Annotated in this window: 17 protein-coding genes; 4 read left to right on the plus strand and 13 right to left on the minus strand. The window is 69.4% G+C overall.

The genetic code is table 11. The annotated features are described in order from the left end of the window. Window positions 1-195: 195 nt before the first annotated feature. The 4 genes from FNH24_RS22610 to FNH24_RS22625 form a co-directional block, all read right to left on the minus strand. Window positions 196-2,259 (minus strand): fibronectin type III domain-containing protein, encoded by a 2,064-nt coding sequence (locus FNH24_RS22610; RefSeq protein WP_152364513.1) that lies wholly within the window; start codon window positions 2,257-2,259, stop codon window positions 196-198. A gap of 48 nt (window positions 2,260-2,307) precedes the next feature. Further along, complete coding sequence (locus FNH24_RS22615; RefSeq protein WP_246187027.1) at window positions 2,308-3,531, minus strand: ROK family transcriptional regulator; 1,224 nt, start codon at window positions 3,529-3,531, stop codon at window positions 2,308-2,310. A 77-nt stretch (window positions 3,532-3,608) separates the two neighbouring features. After that, complete coding sequence (locus FNH24_RS22620) at window positions 3,609-4,025, minus strand: hypothetical protein (protein WP_152364514.1); 417 nt, start codon at window positions 4,023-4,025, stop codon at window positions 3,609-3,611. Window positions 4,026-4,121: 96 nt separating this feature from the next. Beyond that, window positions 4,122-4,844, minus strand: a complete 723-nt coding sequence (locus tag FNH24_RS22625) for a Fic family protein (protein ID WP_217428437.1) — start codon at window positions 4,842-4,844, stop codon at window positions 4,122-4,124. On the opposite strand from FNH24_RS22625, the gene FNH24_RS32010 reads away from it, so the two are divergent. Beyond that, on the plus strand, window positions 4,839-5,012 hold the full coding sequence (locus FNH24_RS32010; RefSeq protein ID WP_217428438.1) for a hypothetical protein: 174 nt from the start codon (window positions 4,839-4,841) through the stop codon (window positions 5,010-5,012). The genes FNH24_RS22625 and FNH24_RS32010 overlap by 6 nt on opposite strands. Before the next feature lie 73 nt (window positions 5,013-5,085). Here the strand turns inward: FNH24_RS32010 and FNH24_RS22630 are convergent, their stop codons facing one another. Both FNH24_RS22630 and FNH24_RS22635 read right to left on the minus strand, forming a co-directional pair. Then, complete coding sequence (locus FNH24_RS22630) at window positions 5,086-5,778, minus strand: hypothetical protein (protein WP_152364516.1); 693 nt, start codon at window positions 5,776-5,778, stop codon at window positions 5,086-5,088. Next, window positions 5,775-6,983 (minus strand): PucR family transcriptional regulator, encoded by a 1,209-nt coding sequence (locus FNH24_RS22635; RefSeq protein WP_152364517.1) that lies wholly within the window; start codon window positions 6,981-6,983, stop codon window positions 5,775-5,777. The genes FNH24_RS22630 and FNH24_RS22635 overlap by 4 nt, the downstream gene beginning before the upstream one ends. A gap of 262 nt (window positions 6,984-7,245) precedes the next feature. On the opposite strand from FNH24_RS22635, the gene FNH24_RS22640 reads away from it, so the two are divergent. The 3 genes from FNH24_RS22640 to FNH24_RS22650 are packed head-to-tail and all read left to right on the plus strand — an operon-like array spanning window position 7,246 to window position 10,139. Then, window positions 7,246-8,280, plus strand: a complete 1,035-nt coding sequence (locus tag FNH24_RS22640) for a pirin family protein (RefSeq protein WP_152364518.1) — start codon at window positions 7,246-7,248, stop codon at window positions 8,278-8,280. 52 nt (window positions 8,281-8,332) lie between these two features. Further along, complete coding sequence (locus FNH24_RS22645) at window positions 8,333-9,376, plus strand: PHP domain-containing protein (protein WP_152364519.1); 1,044 nt, start codon at window positions 8,333-8,335, stop codon at window positions 9,374-9,376. A 10-nt stretch (window positions 9,377-9,386) separates the two neighbouring features. Further along, window positions 9,387-10,139 carry an inositol monophosphatase family protein gene (locus FNH24_RS22650; protein ID WP_170304527.1) on the plus strand — a complete coding sequence of 251 codons (753 nt, stop codon included), beginning with the start codon at window positions 9,387-9,389 and terminating at the stop codon, window positions 10,137-10,139. Window positions 10,140-11,189: 1,050 nt separating this feature from the next. Here the strand turns inward: FNH24_RS22650 and FNH24_RS22655 are convergent. The 7 genes from FNH24_RS22655 to FNH24_RS22685 all read right to left on the minus strand — a co-directional run bounded on the left by FNH24_RS22655 (window position 11,190) and on the right by FNH24_RS22685 (window position 18,275). Beyond that, window positions 11,190-12,392, minus strand: a complete 1,203-nt coding sequence (locus FNH24_RS22655) for a nitroreductase family protein (RefSeq protein ID WP_152364520.1) — start codon at window positions 12,390-12,392, stop codon at window positions 11,190-11,192. A gap of 46 nt (window positions 12,393-12,438) precedes the next feature. Then, window positions 12,439-13,590, minus strand: coding sequence for a hypothetical protein (locus FNH24_RS22660; protein WP_217428439.1), 1,152 nt, complete (start codon window positions 13,588-13,590; stop codon window positions 12,439-12,441). Then, complete coding sequence (locus FNH24_RS22665) at window positions 13,581-13,985, minus strand: hypothetical protein (protein WP_152364521.1); 405 nt, start codon at window positions 13,983-13,985, stop codon at window positions 13,581-13,583. Before FNH24_RS22665 ends, FNH24_RS22660 begins: the two co-directional genes overlap by 10 nt. After that, a complete protein-coding gene (locus FNH24_RS22670) occupies window positions 13,982-15,538 on the minus strand; it encodes a phenylacetate--CoA ligase family protein (RefSeq protein WP_152364522.1) in 1,557 nt (518 codons plus the stop codon). Before FNH24_RS22670 ends, FNH24_RS22665 begins: the two co-directional genes overlap by 4 nt. 94 nt (window positions 15,539-15,632) lie before the next feature. Then, a complete protein-coding gene (locus FNH24_RS22675; RefSeq protein ID WP_152364523.1) occupies window positions 15,633-16,256 on the minus strand; it encodes a hypothetical protein in 624 nt (207 codons plus the stop codon). Next, a complete protein-coding gene (locus FNH24_RS22680) occupies window positions 16,228-17,235 on the minus strand; it encodes a glycosyltransferase family protein (protein ID WP_152364524.1) in 1,008 nt (335 codons plus the stop codon). Before FNH24_RS22680 ends, FNH24_RS22675 begins: the two co-directional genes overlap by 29 nt. Continuing rightward, a complete protein-coding gene (locus FNH24_RS22685) occupies window positions 17,232-18,275 on the minus strand; it encodes a hypothetical protein (RefSeq protein WP_152364525.1) in 1,044 nt (347 codons plus the stop codon). Before FNH24_RS22685 ends, FNH24_RS22680 begins: the two co-directional genes overlap by 4 nt. Window positions 18,276-18,308: the final 33 nt, after the last annotated feature.

Below are 18,308 nucleotides of genomic sequence, written 5' to 3' on the forward strand. Positions count from 1 at the left end.
GGTCCGCAGTTCTGGCCGCTGTGGGCCGGCCCCGAGCCCGGCTACTGCACCTCACAACTAGCAGACCCCGCCCCGAGTTCCCGCTAGCGCCGCCCGCCCCACCACCAAACGCGGCAGTTGCGACGATCCGCGGCAGTTGCAACTGCCGCGGATCGCTCGAACTGCCGCGTTTGGGTGGGGTAGGGGCGGGGCGGGTTAGAGGGTCAGGCGGTCGAGGTCGGGGGCGCTGCTGCTCGGGTTGCCGAAGGTGATCTTGTTCGGGCCCGCTTTGAGGTCGACCATGACCTGGAGGGTCTGCGGGGTGTTCCAGTCCTCGTCGTTGGTGCCGGGGGCGTTGATCCAGGTGATCTTGTCGTTGATCGTGATCTTGGCCTGACGGGAGGAGTCGGCGGCGACGTAGTCGATCGTCAGCAGATAGCTGCCGTCGGCCGGGGCGGTGATCGCGGGGAAGCTCATCGTGCCGGAGCCGCCGATGTAGCCGGCCTTGCGGCCGCCGGAACAGTTGTCGCAGTCCCAGATCCCGGCGCCACCGGCGAGCTGGTTGGCCGGGTCCTCCGCCTCGTACTCCCGCGGGCCGTCGGCGCCGGGGGTGGTGATCCGGAGCGGTGCGCCGGGGGCCGAGGTGTGTCGGGCGCCGACCGCCCGGATCTCGAATCGGTACGCGGTCGCCGGGTCCAGCCCGGTGATCACGGTGTCGGTGTCACCGGTGCGGAGTGCTTCCCGGCCGTTGATCAACACGGCGTAGTCGGGTGCCTCGCCGCCGTCGGTCGCCGGCTGCCAGGCGAGGGTGACCCGATCGGGCCCGGCGTCGGTCGCCCGCAGCCCGGTCGGAATCGACGGCTGCGCGGCGTGCGGCTTGACCGGTCGGACGGTGAAGAGCCTGGAGCCGTGCACCGGCAGGTCGGCGCCGATCCCGGAGCGCTCGACCCCGAGATCCTTGCCCTGCCAGACATCGCGGACCTTGGCGGGACCGTCGAAGCCGAGCTCGCGCCAGCTGGCCGAGACCTTGGCGGGCTCGCCGGCCAGGTTGAACAGCGCGACGGTGTTGCTGCCGTCGTCATTGCGCGCCGACCACACCTGCTGCTGCGACGACTGGCTCAGCGGCCGGGCCGCGTTGCCGCGCTGGTTGATCGCGATCACTTCGCGGTTGGTCAGCAACTGCTTGCCGTACGCGTCGAGTCTGGTCAGGTCGTCGCCGATGTAGAGCGGTGCCGCGGCGATCGACCAGAGGGTGACGTAGCTCTGCCGTTCGGCCTTGGTCAGCCCGTCCATCTCGCCGTTGCCGACGTTGAGCGAGTCGAGGTTGGGCCAGAATCCGGCGCCCGCGTCGTCCAGCCACTGCACGGAATCGAACCAGCGTTGCTTCACCGACTGGTCCCACTTGACCAGGGTGTCGCAGTAGCACTCGACGTCGGTGTCCACCCGGACCCCGTTCGACCACTGCTTCCACTCGTCGGCGTAGCGGTGGCTGATCGACCAGGAGAGCAGGAAGTTCATCGATCGCCCGGTCTTCTTGATCGCCTTCGACCAGGCCTCGATGTCGGCCCGGTTGTCGTAGTTGGCGCCGCCCTTGAACGAGCCGGGGCCGACCCCGTCGATCTTGATGAAGTCGACGCCCCAGTCGGCGAACACCCGGGCGATGCTGTCGGCGTACGCCTGGGCGCACGGGCTGTCATAGTTGATCTTGTATGACATGTCCCAGCCGTTGGTGGTGCGCAGGTCGTCGTAGACCAGATCGGCGGTGGTGCAACCGGGCGCGTCCTTGATCGGTGTCGTGCCGTCCCGGTAGACGTCCTTGCCCAGCCCGACCACGGTGTAGATGCCGAACCTCAGGCCGCGATCATGGACGTAGTCCGACAGCGCCTTGATCCCGCTCGGGAAACGATCTTGGTTCACGGTCGGCAGTCCGTGCTCGTCGCCGCCGGACTGCCAGCCCGCGTCGATGTTGATGTATTCGTAGCCGAACTCGGCCAGGTCCGCGGCCATCACATCGGCCTGGGCCCTGACCCGGTCCTCGTGCAGCCAGCTGCCCGGTCCGTCGGGATTGACGCCGGGGTAGTTGGTCGCCTGCAGGCTCCAACTGCTCCAGCCCAGGTACGGCTTCGCGGCGGTCGCCGGGCCGTTGTCCCGAGTCGGTGCGATCGGTTCGGCGACCGCGGCCGGGGCGGCGGTCAGGCCCGCAGCGGTGATCACCAGAGCCAGGGCGGCTGCGGTCAGGCGGGGGAGTCGGGGCCGGCGGACAGGATTCGGATGCGTCATCGCAGTGCCTTCCAGAGGGTCGGTCACTCGACCGTACCGGCACTTACTTCACATCGTCAAATATTTGGTACGGCCACCGGACAGGACCACCGACCGGAGCAGGGCGACGGCCGCGCCGCGAGCCCAGTCGGTGAAGCTGTGCGAGCGGGTGCCGATCCGACACCGATCCGCGGCGCCGAACACATGATCATGGAACTCGTCTCGCATCCGGGCTTCGTAGAGGTCGAAGTCGGCCACCCCCTCGCCGACCACCTGGACCACCTCGGGCCCGACCAGATTGACCACCGTGGCCATCGCCCGGCCGATCGCGGCGCCGGCCTGCTCGAACGCGGCGACCGCGACCGGCTCCCCGGCATGCGCCAGGCGCAGCGCGTTGTCCCAGGTCAGGCGCCGTTTTCCGGTGCCCGCGCGGATCTCGGCCAGGATCGCCGCCGAGGACGCGACGGTCTCCAGGCAGGCCCGGCGACCGCAGCTGCAGACCCGTTCCGAATCGGCCATCGGCAGGTGTCCGATCTCGCCGGCGACGCCGAAGGCCCCCTCGACCACGTCACCGTTGAGATGCAGGCCGCAGCCGATGCCGGTGCCGATCGTGATGATCACGAAGGAGCCGGTGTCGACGCCGACCCCGAACCAGTGCTCGGCGATCGTCAGCGCGCGGACGTCGTTCTCGATCAACACCGGCAGCCCGGTCCGCTGCCGCAGCAGCTCGGCCAAGGGCACCTCCTGCCAACCCAGCCGAGCCGAGGCGCGGACGATGCCGCCGCGGCTGTCGACATCGCCGGACACGGCAACCCCGACGCCGATCACCCGGTCGGACAGCGCGCCGGCCCCGGCGCGGAGCCGGGTCACGAGCTCGGCCGCCGCCGCGACGACGGTCTCCACCTCGTCGCCGGCCGGCTCGATCCGGAGCTCGGCCCGGATCCCGGCGGTGAGGCCGGTGATCACGCCGATCAACTCGCCCGGATTGATCTTGATCCCGATCATCAGCGCGGCGTCCTCGACCACCGACAGCGGATTCACCGGACGGCCCGCAGCCGAAGCGGTTCGCGCCGCCCCGAGCTCGCGGACAACCCCGGCGTCGACCAGCGGCGCGATCGCCTTGGTCACGGCGGCGAACGACAGCCCGGTGGCCCGAGCGATCTCCACCCGCGGCACCGGTCCGCGGGTGAGCAGATGGGTGAAGACGTCGATCGATGCCGGGCCGGTCAGCGGCAGCAGCGAGTGCTCGGCCAACGTCGCTGAGTCGGTCGTGATCCACCTCGCTTCGGGCACTTCGGACGTGGGCACTCTATCCGTCGGCGCGGCGTCGGCCGGGCTCCGACGGCCGCCGACCCGACGTGGTCCACGGGTCAATCGACCTGGAATCGATAGACCGCCGGGGGAGACCGGTCGTCCTTGATCGTCGCGGTGCCAGGCCGGGCGGTCTCCGGAATGTGGACCGTGACGTTGAAGCCGAAGTCCTGGCCGGCGGGCGTGAAACGGCCCAGCCGCTGTGGTTGGCCGCCGGGCAGGGTGAGGGTCAACTCCACGTCCGGCAGCGGAACCAGCGGATCATTGCGACAGGTGTCGTTGCAGGTGCTGGTGTACCAGTGCCCATAGATCTCGACGCTGTCCCCGGCGCGCACGGTAGGGGTTGGTGCGCCGTAGCTGCCAGCTGGTGGTTGGTCGTCGAGGTAGGGCCCGACGCAGGATGCCGCGCAGCCAACGGAAACCGTGCATGCCACGAGCAGCGGCATCAGGAGCAGTAGCCAGCAAAGGCGCTTCATGAATGGATTGTGGTCGAACCGAACTCGGAGAACCGCACGACAGCCAAGATCGCAAACCGATCGTGACGACTATGGACGCTCCGGCACCGGCCTTCCTCAGGGCAAGCGGCGCCGGGACCAGGTCGCGGTTCGACCCACCGAGTCTGGCTCGACGTGGCCGGCGGCTTTGAGTTGATTGAGCACCAATCGAATCGTCTGGTCGGAGACCCCTGGCAGCGCGACCCGGATGTCGCCGATCTGGAACGAGGCGGGTGCGTGGTTGACCACGTAGTCGCGGACCCGGTCTTGTTTGCTGCCGTCTGACCGGGCCCGGGAGGTGAGTGAGGCGAACTCCTCATAGGACCTGGCGACGATGGTGACGATGGTGACGAAGTATCGGAGCCAAGGCCACGGATCGTGTCGGGCTCGGTGCCACTGTGCGGTCGAGCCGAGCAGCGCTGCGTAGTAGGCATCCGCCGACTGCGCGATGGACGTTTCGAGCGAGACATAGCGGGTCACCTCGTAACCGGCATCCTGGAGCAGCGCGTTGGTGAGCGCCCGAGTGATCCTGCCGTTTCCATCGAGGAATGGGTGGATCGTGAGGAGATCGAGCGCGAAGAGCCCGATCATGATCACGGGATGATGCCGGGCATCCTGCTGGGCCGCGAGATACCGATCGATCAACTCGGCGACATGGCCCGGTGTTTCGGCCGCTGAAACGGGAGTGAACCGCTTGACCCGGGTCCCGTCCGGAAGCCGGTCGACGACGACATTGTCGGTCGTCTTGAACGGACCCCCGGTTACCTCGGTGTAGCGGAACAGCAGCCGGTGCAAGTGCATGATCAGCCCGACATTGAGTGGTTGCCATGGTTCGCGGTAGAGGTGGTCGAGGGCCGCCCGATAGCCGGCCAGCTCCTGCTCGCTGCGGGTTCGGAGATGCTCCGAGTCGCCTTGAACGATTTCGGCAGCGCGCCGGCGATCCTCGACGACGACTCCTTCGATGGCTGACGATGCCTCGATGCTGGCGACTAAACTAACTAATTAACAGGGCAGATTAGTTAGTTTGGTCAGTTCTTGGCGGTCAGGACGAGAGCCAGACCCGATGCGGGCCGACCGGGGTGAAGCTGGCAGCGAGGGCGTCGGTCAGGTCCTGGTCGCGTTCGTAGCCGACCAGGTCGCGGCCCGGGAAGAGCAGCTCGGCCATGATCATGATCTCCGCCCAGCCGCCCGGTTCGACATCGGCCCAGACGTTCGACACGGCGACGACTGACCCGGTCCGGTGCAGCACGGCACCGCCGGTCAGCCGGCCGTCCCGGGTCCGGGCCAGGATCCGCAGCTCCGGCAGCCGCAGGGCGGCCTCGGTCAGCACGCCGACGTAGTCGTGCCGCCGGCTCCACTCCGCCAACAGTTCCGGCGACGTGATCACGGACCAGTCCTCGGGGTGAGCGGCTCCCGTTCGGGGCGCCGGCGCGTGCACCCAGGTGGCGTCGAACAGCACGGTGAAGCCCTGGTCGGCAAGATCAAGATCGACGAAGTTGTCGGCGATCGAGGAGTCGAAGTCGGGGCCGAGCAGTTCGATCACCCGGGCCGGTTCCAACCCGGGCTGCAGCGTCATCGCGCCCGAGTGCCAGGGCGGCCCCGGATCGGTGCCGAGCCAGAGCCCGTCGACCGTCCGGAATCCCTTGCCGTGCAGGCCGTAGGCCATTTCGTACCAGGCTCGGCTGGCGCCGGTCGCGGCCGCCAGTCGATCATCCGGAACCCGTACGTCACTCATGGCTTCAGCAGTCGGCCGAGGGTGAGCGCCATCCGCAACGTGTACGCGTCCCGGGGATCGGTCGGGCTGTAGCCGGAGACCTCGTGGATCCGGCGCAACCGGTAGCGCACCGTGTTGGCGTGCACGAACAGCGCCCGCGCAGCGGCCTCGACCGAGTTGCCGTGATCAAGGAACATGATCAAGGTCTCCAGCAGTCCGCCGCCGGCCTGGGTGAGCGGGAGATAGACGTCGTGGGCGAGAGCACGACGGGCGTGCCCGTCGCCGGACAGGGCTCGCTCGGGCAGCAGGTCGAGCGCGTCGACCGGCCGCGGCGCCTCCGGCCAGGCGGCGGCCGCGCGGAAGCCGGAGAGGGCACCGCGAGTGCTCGCCGGGGCGTCCATCAGATGCTCCACGGCCGGGCCGACCACGACCGGGCCCGGGCCGAACCGATCGACGAACCGGGCTGTCGCCTGGGCCGCCCGGCCCGGCTCGGCGAGCTCGGTGCCGCCGAGGATGATGGCCAGCCGATCGCCCTGGACGGCGCCGAGCATGTCCAGGCCATCGTTCATCGCGGCCCGCCGGATCGACTCGACCGCCTGGTTCGGTTCCTTCTCCGGTGCGGGCCCGACCACGACGACGACCGTCGTCGCCGAGCCCCAGCCCAGCGTCGAGGCGCGGGAGAGCACCGCCTCGTCGGTCTCGCCGCGGAGCACCGCGTCGACCACCAACGCCTCCAGCCGGGCATCCCAGGCGCCGCGCAGCTCGGCCGCCCGGGCGTAGATCTCGGCGGCCGAGAAGGCGATCTCCCGGCTGTAATGCAGGATCCCCGCGTGCAGCACCGGTCGGTCGGCGCGCGGCATCAGTTCGTCGATCTGCTGCTCGACCACGTCGGTCGTGGTGCGGACCAGCTCGACGGTCTGATAGAGCGAGATCTTCCGGGCCAGCTCGCGCGGCGCCGAACCGAAGACGTCGATCGTGCTCGGGTCGGCCGGGTCGGGCTCGCTGAACCAGCGGACGAAGCCGTCGATGCCGGCCTGCGCGACCAGCGTGATCCAGGACCGGTCCTTGGCGTCCAGCCGGCCGAACCAGGGGTGCCGCGACTCCATCTCGGCCACCGTCGCGGTCGCCATCGCACCGGTCACGGCCGCCAGCCGGCGCCCGATCGCGGCCCGCGTCTTGGCCGAGGGGAGCAGCGACCTGATGATCCCTCGAGTGGTCGCAGCCATGCGCTGAGCCTATTGCAACCCCGACTTGTCAGAACTAGGGAACGCTCTGGCGTGCCCTAGTGGTGTGGTCAGGAAGTTGTGTGACGTTTGCCGGCGCCCAGGCACGCACCTCGCTGCGTTCTCCTCAGTCGATCTATGACCCGATAGGTCTTCCTCGTCGGCCTGGCGATGCACGCACCTGAACACCGGCAAACGTCACACAACTTCCTGACCACACCACTAGTTCTGACAAGTGGGGGTTGGGCGTCATTAGGGTGAGGGGGTGAGTGATGTCGAGGCCCGGCCGGGGGAGTACGACTGCGGGTCGGCGGGTGCCGAGGGGCCGGAGGCGCTGCTGCTTCCGGCGCGTACGGTCTGGCTGGGCAAGACCACCCAGGTGGCGCGGGCGTTGCCGGACCGCACCGTGCGAATGATCGGCGCCTGGTGCTTCCTCGACCACTACGGGCCGGAGGACGTCAGCGACTCGCCCGGGATGCGGGTCTGGGCCCATCCGCACACCGGGCTGCAGACCGTGACCTGGCTGCTGGCCGGTGAGATCGACCACGCCGACAGCCTCGGCAGCCGGGTCCGGGTGCGGCCCGGCGAACTGCACCTGATGACCGCCGGCCGCGGGATCGTGCACAGCGAGCTGTCGCCGGCCGCCAAGCCGCCGATCAGCTTTTCGGGGTCCCCGCGGCGCAGTTCGGGGGAGCGCAGCGGAGGAGAACTGCGTCGTGCGGTGTTCCTGCACGGTCTGCAGCTGTGGCTGGCGCTGCCCGACTCGGCCCGGTTCACCGAGCCGCGGTTCGTGTCCCATCCGGAGTTGCCGGTGATCACCGGCAACGGCGTGACCGGGATCGTGCTGCTCGGCGAGATCGACGGGGTGGCCTCGCCGGCCGACACGTACACGCCATTGCTCGCGGTCGACCTCGACCTCGAACCGGGAGCCGAGATCACCCTGCCGCTGACTCCGGAGTTCGAATACGGAGCCTTCACGGTGAGCGGGACGGCCGACGTCGCCGGGACCCGGGTCGAGCATGATCAACTGCTGTATCTCGGCACCGGCCGGCGCGAGCTGGGATTGCGCAGCCGGGAAGGTGGTCGGATCCTGTTGCTCGGCGGCGAACCGTTCGCCGAGGAGATCGTGATGTGGTGGAATTTCGTCGGTCGTGATCATGACGAGGTCGCCGGCTACCGACAGGCCTGGCTGGATCGGGCCGATCGGTTTCCGCCGGTGGTCGACCGGTCCGAGCCGGTGATGGAAGCGCCGGCGATGCCCAGTGTGCCGTTACGGCCGCGGCCGCGCCGCCGGCGTTGACCGGCCGAAGCCGACCCTGTCCGGAAGACCGGACGCCTATTCGAGAAGGGGAATGACCGTGGATCCCGTGGTCGCGTTGCGAGAGATCGCCTTCCTGCTGGAACGGAGCCGGTCCGACACCCACCGGGTCAAGGCGTACCGGCGCGCGGCCGACACGGTTGATGCCATGCCGGTCGACGTACGTCATGATCATCAGGAGCGCAACAGCTGGGCCAAGGTGGCCGGGATCGGGCCCAAGACGGCTGCCGTGATCGGTCAGGCGATGGCCGGCTCCGTGCCTGAATATCTGGCTCAGCTGCGGGCTGCGACCGCGCCGCTGGTCGAGGGTGGCGAGACGATGCGGCAGGCGCTCAAGGGTGATCTGCACTGCCATTCCGACTGGTCCGACGGCGGTAGCCCGCTGGACGAGACCATGATCACCGCCCGGTCGCTCGGCCACGAATACTGCGCGATCACCGACCACTCGCCGCGGCTCACCGTGGCCCGCGGCCTGACCACCGAACGGCGGCGGCAGCAGCTGGCAGTGATCGAGGACCTGAACGAGGCCCTGGCGCCGTTCCGGATCCTGAAGGGGATCGAGATCGACATCCTCGAGGACGGCTCGCTGGACGGTGAGGACGAACTGCTGGCCGACCTGGAGCTCGTCGTCTCCAGCGTCCATTCCAAGCTGCGGATGGATTCGGAGTCGATGACCCACCGGATGGTCGCGGCGATCGCGAACCCGCGGACCAACATCCTCGGCCACTGCACCGGCCGACTGATCCAGGGCGATCGCGGCACCCGGCCGGAATCGACCTTCGACGCCGAGGTCGTGTTCGAGGCCTGCCGGACGTTCGGCGTCGCGGTGGAGATCAACTCCCGGCCGGAACGCCGTGATCCGCCGACCCGGCTGCTGCAGTTGGCCGTCGAGATGGGCTGCCTGTTCTCGATCGACACCGATGCTCACGCGCCCGGTCAGCTGGAGTTCCTGGCGTACGGCTGCGAGCGCGCGGAGGCCGCCGGCATCGACCCGGATCGGGTGATCAACACCTGGCCGGTGCAGCGGCTGCTGGACTGGTGCGCGGGCGACCTACCTGGGCGACACGACACTAGATAGGGTCGAGTCCGTGGACGATTCCGATCTTGCCGCGGACCTGGTGCGAGACGCGGGCACGCTGGCCGCGAAAATGCTGGCCGACGGCCTGGAGACGCACTACAAGACGTCGGTCTCCGACGTCGTCTCGGCAGCCGATCATGCCGCCGAGGAACGAGTGCTGAGCAGGCTGATCGAGCATCGGCCCGACGACGGGGTGGTCGGCGAGGAAGGGGCGAGCCGGCCCGGCCGACGGACCTGGTACATCGATCCGGTCGACGGTACGTACAACTTCCTCAATCAGATCCCCTACTGGTGCTCGGCCATCGGGCTGGCCCAGGACGAGCTGCCCGTGGTCGGCGCGGTCTACTACCCGGCGATGGACGAACTCTGGGTCGGCGGCCCCGACCGGCCCACCACCCGCAACGCTGTGCCCGTCCCGACTCTCGAGGACCAGCCGTTGGAACGGATCTCGGTCTGCACCTACCTGCATCCGAACCGGTTCGACGATGCGGACATGTTCGAGCCGTGGCGCGCCGTCATCGCAGCCACCGCGACGATCCGGATGCTCGGCTCCGCCTCGATCGACCTGTCCGGTGTGGCGACCGGCCGCTCCGGTCTGTTCCTGCAGAAGAACCTGAACCTGTGGGACTGGCTGCCCGGCGCAGCCCTGGTCCAGGGCGCCGGCGGCGTCGCCGAGATCTTCCCGCACCGCGGCCAGAGCTGGAATCTCGCCGGCTCCGCCCAAGCCGTGGCCGAAGCCAAGGCCCTCATCCTCGGCTGCTGAATCTCTCGCGCACCCGGGCTCGCGCCCTCGGTGTCTCGCGCTCCGGGTTCGCGCCCTCGGCGTCTCGCCTTCCGGGAGTTGCGTACTCGGCCTCCCTCTCCTGGGGATTTGCCGCTCGCGGCACGTCTTTGCGCGACTTGGGAGCGGCCGGTGCCGGCTGGGCCGTGTTGAGCGGTTGCGCGATGGGCTTCTGCGGTATGCATGGGTGAAGTCGATGGTCGGGTCGAGGGCGCGGCGGGGAGGGCGGTTGCCGGTCTTGGCCGGTGTGGCCGGTTCGATCTGGCTTCGCGGCCGTTTCTGAAGCTTCGCGCCGTCTATTGGTGGGGCGGAGGGCGAGTAGGTGGGGCGGAGGGTGAGATTGCCGGGTCGGGCTGCCCTCCGACTCGCGGTGTTGGGTCTCGCGGTCGTCGGCGTCGTGGAAGGCGGTCCGCGGGCCGAGGTGTTGGCGGCGCGGTGGGTGCCCGCGGTGGGTCCGCGCCGTCACGGGTGGGGCGGTGGTCGGGTCGCCGGCGCGCCAGGAAGGGCGGGTGCCGGTTTGACTGGTGTGGCCGGTTCGATCTGGCTTCGCGGCCGTTTCTGAAGCTTCGCGCCGTCTGTTGGTGGGGCGGAGGGCGAGTAGGTGGGGCGGAGGGTGAGATTGCAGGGCCGGTCGGGCCGGTTGGCTCTCCGGCTCGCCGGGGTTCGGGTCTCGCCGTCGAGTGGGTTTGGCATCGGCGTCGCCTGGGCCGAGGCAAGGCAGCTCATGGCTCGGCTCGCGGGGCCGGGGACTTGCCGGTCCACAGGTCTGCTTCGCTCCACTTTCTCGGGCTTCGCGCCCTCTATTGGTGGGGCGAAGGGCGAGTAGGTGGCGCGGAGCGGGTGTGCCGGCTCGGCCGGGCGTCCGGGTCTCGGTCCTGGGGAGCGGGGATCGCGCCGCCTGTAGCTGGGGCGAAGCCCCAGCAGAGGCCGCGCGACGGTGCCGAAAGGATCGGTCGGGCCGCGGAGGGCCCACGAGTGGACTGGTTGGCCACGGGTTTGGGCGATTCCGGTGGTCAAGGTCCGCCCGCGGGGTCAGGGGGTGTCGGTGAGGCGGTGGGAGCGCGGGGAGGTGCCGTCGGGGTGGCCGGAGCTGAAGACGGCGAGGGGGAGCTGGCTGCGGGACAGTCCGAGGCGGGCGTGGAGGGCGGCGGCGGCGAAGGGCGCGTCGATGATCTCCGAGTGGGGTGCGACGCGTTGGCCGTGCCGGTGGGCGTGCAGCCAGCAGCGGAGCAGGGCTCGGCCGGCCTCGATCAGCGCGGCGGCGCCGATCCCGGCCGGGCTCGTGGACCCGGCGGACCCCGCGGGCCGGGCGGACCCCGCGGGCTGGGCGGACCCCGCGGGCCCGGCGGACCCCGTGGACGCGTCGGACCCGGCAGACTCGGAGGCGAGCCTGGGGTCGGCGATCAGGACGAGATGATCGACTCCGGCGACGTTGCTGACCGGGGCACGGTCCGGTGGGCGGTCGCCGGTCCGGGCTCGCCAGAACAGTTCCAGCGGGGTCCCGATCGCGGTCACCAGCCGCAGGGTGGCCCGAGAACGTGCGGGATGGCGGAGCCAGGAGCGGAGGAGCCGGCCGACCCCGGTGGGTAGGCCGAGGGAGCGGACGTCGAGGCCGTCGCGCCGGGTCCGGGCGTCGGCCGGAGTGAACCGGAGCCAGGCGATCAGCTCCGACAGCACCAGCGGGTGTGAGAGCAGATAGCCGGTGCCGAGGCGGAGCAGTCGGTGCATCGCGGGCGAGTCGAGGCGTCGCAGTTGCAGCCAGGGCGGCAGGTCGCAGTCGGTCAGGTCGTCCCACAGTTGCGGCCCGGGGATCAGCCGACCCCGGAACACGGCTCGCTCGGCGACGTCGGTCGCGCTGAACGGCGAGGCCGCGGCACCCGGGACGAGCTCGACCCGGGCCACGGGCCGACCGAAGTCCGGCGCGCCGGTCAGCTCGAGTTGGTCCACCTGCTCCACCGCCGGCAAGATCGTGATCATGGTCCGCAACCCCGCGGTGGCCGCGACGATGGTGAAGCACTCCAGCCAGGCGCCCAGCGCCAGCAGGGTGTCCCGGCCGGTCTGGTCGCCGGCCGGCAGGGTTCGCCGCGGGTCGACCGCAAGATCAACACCGCCGTCCCGGATCCGGGTCGCCCACGGCTGGGTGTTGTGCGCGGAGGGTGCCCGACCTGCCGCGCGGATCAGGTCCAGCAGTTGATCATGGTCGGGCTGCCGGTGATCATCGTCGGTCGTCGTCACCGGCACCCCGCGGTCGTCCGGCCGGCGGTCAGGCGCGCGGTCGCGGTCATCGGTGCTGCCGGGGATGGGTTACCGGGCGGCGGTAGAAGGTGTAGCCGTGCAGCGGTTGGCCGCCGACCCGGGTCAGTTGCCGGGCGGAGGCGGGATTGTCCCGGCCGATGTAGGTGGTCCGGATCCGTCGGTAGCCGCGGGTCTGCAGGTTGGCGTACAGCTGCCGGACCAGCAGGGTGATCACCCCGCGGCCCTGCAGCCCGGGCACGGTGCCCTGGACGATCCCGATCGCCTCGCTCCGGTACGCGCTCGGGGTGATCAACAACCGAAGCAGCTGCAGCGGCCCCATCCGGCCGCCGGTCCGCTGCAGGAACAGGCTCAGGTCGGGGACGAAGAGCACGAAGGCGACGACCCGGCCGGCGTCGTCGTAGGCGAGCAGCAGCAGCTTCTCGTCCAGCAGATAGGAGAGCCCGTCGGTGGCCAGGGCCAGCTCGGCCGGGGAGATCTCGGTGTAGTACGGAAGTTGATCAAAGCTCGCGTTCAGGGCGACCAACAGATCAGCGAGCTGGCGCCGGATGAACCGTCGGCGGCCGTACTCGATCCGCAGCCCGGCGTCCCGCCACTCGGCCGCGCTCGGGGCGCCGCCGGAACGCTCGACCGTCGCCGCGGTGATCGCCAATTGCCAGGTGTCGGCCGGAAACCACTCCTGGTAACCGTGGGCGGCGTAGTCGAGGAGATAGCGGCCGGGATTCCAGGCCGAGTCGACGAAGCCGCGGTCGCTGAAGCCGCTGGTGATCACGCCGCCGGACTGGTTCGGCAGCAGGTTGACCGGGCCCAGCAGCGCCACCCGATCGGCGTCCGACGCCCGCCGATCAAGGTGTACGGTCAGCGCGCCGAGGGCTGTGGCGTCGGCGAACTCGCACAGCCCGAACAGCTGCAGTCGCTCGCCCAGCTTGGCGTCCAGGCGGGGATCGTGGTGACTGACGCAGCGGCCGACGGCCGCACCGGACGCGTCCCGGGCCAGCCAGAACTCGACCGGCCGGCCGAACGCGTCGCCCTTGGTCCACCAGCGATGCAGCGTCGGTCGCGGCACCGGGACATAGCGGTCGGCCGGATGCAGCCGCAGCGGCAGCGCGACGAAGTCGGCGAAGTCGCGCCGGGTCAGCACCGGCACCACGCGGGGCAGGGCGGCGGGAGTCATCGCCATTCCGGCTGGTCCTCCTCGGCCCGCCAGAGCCCGTTGGTGTAACCGTCCGGATCGCCGGTGTAGAAGCGAATGAAGCCGGCGTCCGCCGGTCGGCGACCGGTCCGGGGGTGGGGCGCCATCACCCAGCGCACCAGGTCCCGGTGGATCGGCGTCCGGGCGAAGGTGGTCAGCTCGGCCCGAGTGCTGAAGCCGATCAACAGGCCGATGCTCCACGGCGGCACCCAGTAGGAGTGGTGCCAGCAGTAGCCGGGCGCGGCTCGGAGCTGCCGGTCCACCCGGGGCCAGCGCAGGATCTGGGTGATCATCGGCCCCGGCCCGCTGAAGCCGTTCAGACCGACGAAGACCGCCTCCGCCCGAGCGTGCCGGGGCGCGGCTGAGAAGTCCGTGCTCCTCATCGGCCGCCGTCCTCACGATCCACCAGATAGACGTTCTTGATCTTGGTCCGGGCGGATGAGAACGGGCCGGTGCCGTGATCATGGACCAGCACCCGCAGCTCGGCCGAGGTCGGGTCCTCGGCCAACGACTGGGCGAAATCGCGGGACACCGACGCCAGATGCCTGATCACCCCGGCCCGGGCCCGGCCGGCGAGGTCGGCCCGTTCGGCGTCGGTCAGCCCGGAGCGCGGCCGCAGCTCGAGATGCACGGAAGGCCGGGCTTCGGAGTCACCGATGTCGTCGACGCTGAGCTTGAACGACTCGATCCGGTCCGCGTACGGATTGTCGTCGTAGAGCCCGTTCTCCACGTCCAGCGGATAGATGTTCGCGCCCAGGTAGGAAATGGTGGAGTCCTTGCGGCCGAACAGCAGCACGAACGGCAGCTTCATCCGCTGGCTGGCGAACGCCCGCTCGAAGCCGTACGCCAACCGGGGAAAGGCCGCCAACCGCTGCCGCAGCTCCGGGAACGTGATCAACTTCGCCTCGTCGCCGATGTTGTAGCGCAGCTTCGGCGCCAGCACGGCGGTGGAGTTGATCGTCACCACCAGCTCGTCGTCCGGCGTCGTCTCGAAGTAGGTCTCCAGCGGGTTGTACTGGAACACCATCGGGGTCCGGTCCTCACCGGGGCCGAGCAGCGCGTGCCGCACCTCCGGCCGGGCCAGCAGCACCCGGCGGATCCACACGGCCAGGTCGGTCTCGCCGCCCATCCCGATGGTCAGATCCGACGCACCGTAACCGGAATAGACCCGGACGAACCTTTCCTCCAGGTAGTCCCGCAGCCCCTCGGTCAGCGCCTCGCCGCCGACGAACCCGTGCAGGGTGTGGCGGTCCCAGTCGAACTGCTCGTCGTCCAGCCGATCTCGCAGATGCTTGAGGAACGGGGGATAGGCGCTGATCAAATAGACGAAGCCGGGGCCGAAGTGCCGCAGCGTGTCGACGATCTTGTCCAGGTCGGGACCGGTGTTCTTCACCATGGCCACCCGGGCCATCGCGATCCCGGTGTTGGTGCCGGTGGCCCAGGCGCCCATCGAGAAGGCGTTGATGCAGAACAGCTGCCGGGAGCCGAAGAGCAGGGTGATGTAGCCCGCGACGTTCTTGTGCACGGTCCGCAGTTCGCGCCGCGACCGGACCCAGTTGAAGGCCTGGCCGGACGACCCGCTGGACTCGTCCACCACGGTGCCGGCGGTGACGATGGTGCCGTGCCAGCAGCGGTCCGCCTCGCTGTAGGCCCGGACATAGCTGTCCTTGGCGGTCGCCGGATAGCTGGTCAGGTCCCACCAGCGGAACCGGAATCCATGATCAGCAAGGAAGGCCGAGTAGGCCGGAACGTCGAGATTCGCGTGCTGGCAGGTCATCCAGGCGTTGAGCCGGGCGAACCGGCCGAGCGCCGGATGATAATTGCGGGCGGTGAAACGCCACAGAGCGGGATGCGACCGGTAGATGCCGTAGACGGCGGTCAACGCGGCCGACCCGGCTCTCAGTGCGGTCCGTCGGATCCGCGAGCCAAGGGCCATCAACGAATCCTAAGGACCCAAAGCTCACGAACCCCCCGACTTGTCAGAGTCTCACCACGTCATAGCGTGGTGAGAGTCTGACAAGTCGGGGGGTTCAGGCGGTGGCGGTGCGGGCGACCGAGAGGGCGGAGGGGCCGTGGATCTCGACCTCGATGCCGTCGGCCGCGACGATGTCCAGGGCCTTCCGGACCAGCCGGACCTGATCACCGGAGCGGTGCAGGTCGACGTCGAAGCCGCGGACCCGTTGATCGAATCGGGTGTCGGTGGACCAGTAGCGCAGCCCGACCCCGTACACGTCGATCCGCCGGACCCCGCACCAGCGCAGGATCTGCAGGGCGCCGAAGATCACGTTGTAGCCGTGCCCCAGGCCGATCCGCGGATCCCGGGAGAAGGTCTCGTAGTCGAGCATCCGGATCGCGATCAACCGGTCGTCGACGATCCCGGCCTGGTGGGCGATGTCGGCGTTGGCGGCGAAGAACCTGGTCCGGCACAGGTACGGCAGCAGGGCGTCGGGCTTGGTCGCGATGAAGCGCTCGTCCTGGATCCAGCACAGGTCGGCCATCGCGTCGTGCTCGGCCATCAACTTCAGGCCGGCGTTGACCGTCACCACCCGGACCGACGGCCGCGGCCGCCAGTCGCTCGCGGACGGTCCGTTGCCGACCAGATCGATCGACGCCCCGGCGAGATGATCACGCAACCGCGTCAGCCCGCTCGCCATGCTCCACCTTCCCGCCGCGATAGATCTCGTCGTAGATGCCGACCACCCGCTCGGCCGACATCACCCGCCAGTAGTAGTCGTGCGACGCGTCCATCCAGTCCGCCAGCAGCCGGCGATCGGAGGCGAGCCGGCCCAGTTGCTCGGCGAACTCGTCCACATCGGTGCGCAGGAACGGCGGCGGCTCGTTGGTCTGGAACCCCATCGCGAAGGCCGCCAGCGACAGCTGGTCGGCGCCGTTGACGACGACGTTGCCGGCCGCCATGCCCTCATAGGACACCAGGTGGAAACCCCCGGTGAGGATCTCGTCGATGCTGACGTCGGCCACCGTCCGGGTCGCCGACAGCCGCTCCGGAGAGACGTCGGTGACCCGGACCAGCTCGAACCGCCGGTTGACGGCGAGCGCCTCCAGCAGCGCATCGAAGACCGGCGAGGTCTTGCTGCTCCATCGGGCCCGGGACGGCGTCGACGGCGAGAAGACCACCCGGACCGGACCGTCGAACCGCGGCCGGGATCGGCGCTGCGGCGTGAGCCAGTCCCGGTACAGACAGTTCGGCACCGGCGTCATGGTCGGGAACAGCCGCGGATGGATCTGCGACACCGCCAGCCGGGCCCGCCACTGCAGGCCGAGCGAGGCCGACAGATCCTGATAGATCGGGCGTTCCCGGGTCGGTGAGTGCACCTGATAGATCAGCGTGCGTTCGTTGATCCCGTCGATCGACGCGAGCCAGGCCAACGCGAACGGGGCGACCAGGTTGTGGACGTGGATCACGTCGGCCTCGGTGACGTGCTGCCGGACCAGCTCGGCATCGAGCGCGTTGGGTCGGACCGGGATGCAGTTGACCGACATCAGGTCGCGGAAATGACCAAGATCACCGGTCCGGAAATGGACGGCATCGTAGCCGTACAACTGATTCTGGGCGCGGGCCAGCATGCCGGGCGCCCCGGCCAGCGCCGAGCCGGACAGGTGAACGATCTTCATCGCGGTCTCCAAGAAGGCGTCGGCGAGGGCGACTGGATCCGCAGCCGCGCGCCACGTTCGATCAACCGTTGCAGCAGGACGGCCGGCTGCTCGGCGCGGATCAGAGTCTCGTGGCTGTAGAGGAAACGGGAATGGACGGCGATCACCAGTGACAGGTCGATCAACGCGTCGAGGTATTCGGCGAAGCTGGACAGCACGCTGGCGTCCAACTCCTCCGGAATGACGCAGACGATGTCGATCTCGGAGTCGACTCCGGCCGGCAGTTCGTCGATGTCGCCCAAGATCGCGAAGTGATAGCCGGGCGGTCGTTCCAGCGACCCGCTGACCAGCGCCTTGATCTGGGCCAGTGCCTCATCGGGCTCGGAAAACGTTGTGGTGAAGGGAATCCGCAGGTCCGCGTACGGCTCCGGGTCGACCCCGTCGGCGATCAACAGGGCGTCGACCTCGGCGAAACAGGACGGTGGGAACGGGCTGGGCCGGGTCAGCACCGCGACGGTCCGGGTCCGGCCCCAGGTCGAGGCCACCGACAACGACGTCCGGGTCGGCGGGTCGAGCACGACGACCAGGTTGCGCTGCTCGGTGAACTGATCGACGGTCGGTTGGATCCGGGTCCGGGACAGCAGCGTGAGCAGGTCGTGCGCCGAGGTGAGCTGCGGATTGCGCTCGTCGATCACGCAGACCAGGTCGCGGTTCTTCGACGGGAAGACCCGGCGGCCGAGCTCGTTGGCCAGGGCGGTGGCGTCGGTGTCCTTGTTGACCCGCCAGACGGCGATGTGATCCCAGCGGGAGATCCGGAGCGGATCGGCCCAGACCACGCCCCGGAGCCCGGCGAAGAAGTCGTCCGCGCCGGGCCCGATGTCGATCTTGGAGCCGACCTTGATCCGGAGCGCGATCGGGACCCGGCTGCCGTGGTGATTCAGTGGCTTCCGGACGATGCTGAACCGGAGCGCCTGGTAGTGGCGATTGCCTCGGATCCGCTCGTTCTTGGTGATTTTCTGGACCAGTTTGTTGCGCGCCAGAGTGCGGACCAGATTTGCCACGGGCAAGACCGTACCAGTCCCGGATGGGCCGTC

Source organism: Microlunatus speluncae, from assembly GCF_009299835.1.
Taxonomy (GTDB): domain Bacteria; phylum Actinomycetota; class Actinomycetes; order Propionibacteriales; family Propionibacteriaceae; genus Microlunatus; species Microlunatus speluncae.

Coding starts and splice junctions, on each gene's coding strand:
- FNH24_RS22610 (WP_152364513.1), bottom strand. CDS start 2,259: ATGACGCATCCGAATCCTGTCCGCCGGCCCCGACTCCCCCGCCTGACC.
- FNH24_RS22620 (WP_152364514.1), bottom strand. CDS start 4,025: ATGAAGCGCCTTTGCTGGCTACTGCTCCTGATGCCGCTGCTCGTGGCA.
- FNH24_RS22625 (WP_217428437.1), bottom strand. CDS start 4,844: ATGCACTTGCACCGGCTGCTGTTCCGCTACACCGAGGTAACCGGGGGT.
- FNH24_RS22630 (WP_152364516.1), bottom strand. CDS start 5,778: ATGAGTGACGTACGGGTTCCGGATGATCGACTGGCGGCCGCGACCGGC.
- FNH24_RS22635 (WP_152364517.1), bottom strand. CDS start 6,983: ATGGCTGCGACCACTCGAGGGATCATCAGGTCGCTGCTCCCCTCGGCC.
- FNH24_RS22645 (WP_152364519.1), top strand. CDS start 8,333: ATGACCGTGGATCCCGTGGTCGCGTTGCGAGAGATCGCCTTCCTGCTG.
- FNH24_RS22660 (WP_217428439.1), bottom strand. CDS start 13,590: ATGGCGATGACTCCCGCCGCCCTGCCCCGCGTGGTGCCGGTGCTGACC.
- FNH24_RS22665 (WP_152364521.1), bottom strand. CDS start 13,985: ATGAGGAGCACGGACTTCTCAGCCGCGCCCCGGCACGCTCGGGCGGAG.
- FNH24_RS22670 (WP_152364522.1), bottom strand. CDS start 15,538: ATGGCCCTTGGCTCGCGGATCCGACGGACCGCACTGAGAGCCGGGTCG.
- FNH24_RS22675 (WP_152364523.1), bottom strand. CDS start 16,256: ATGGCGAGCGGGCTGACGCGGTTGCGTGATCATCTCGCCGGGGCGTCG.
- FNH24_RS22680 (WP_152364524.1), bottom strand. CDS start 17,235: ATGAAGATCGTTCACCTGTCCGGCTCGGCGCTGGCCGGGGCGCCCGGC.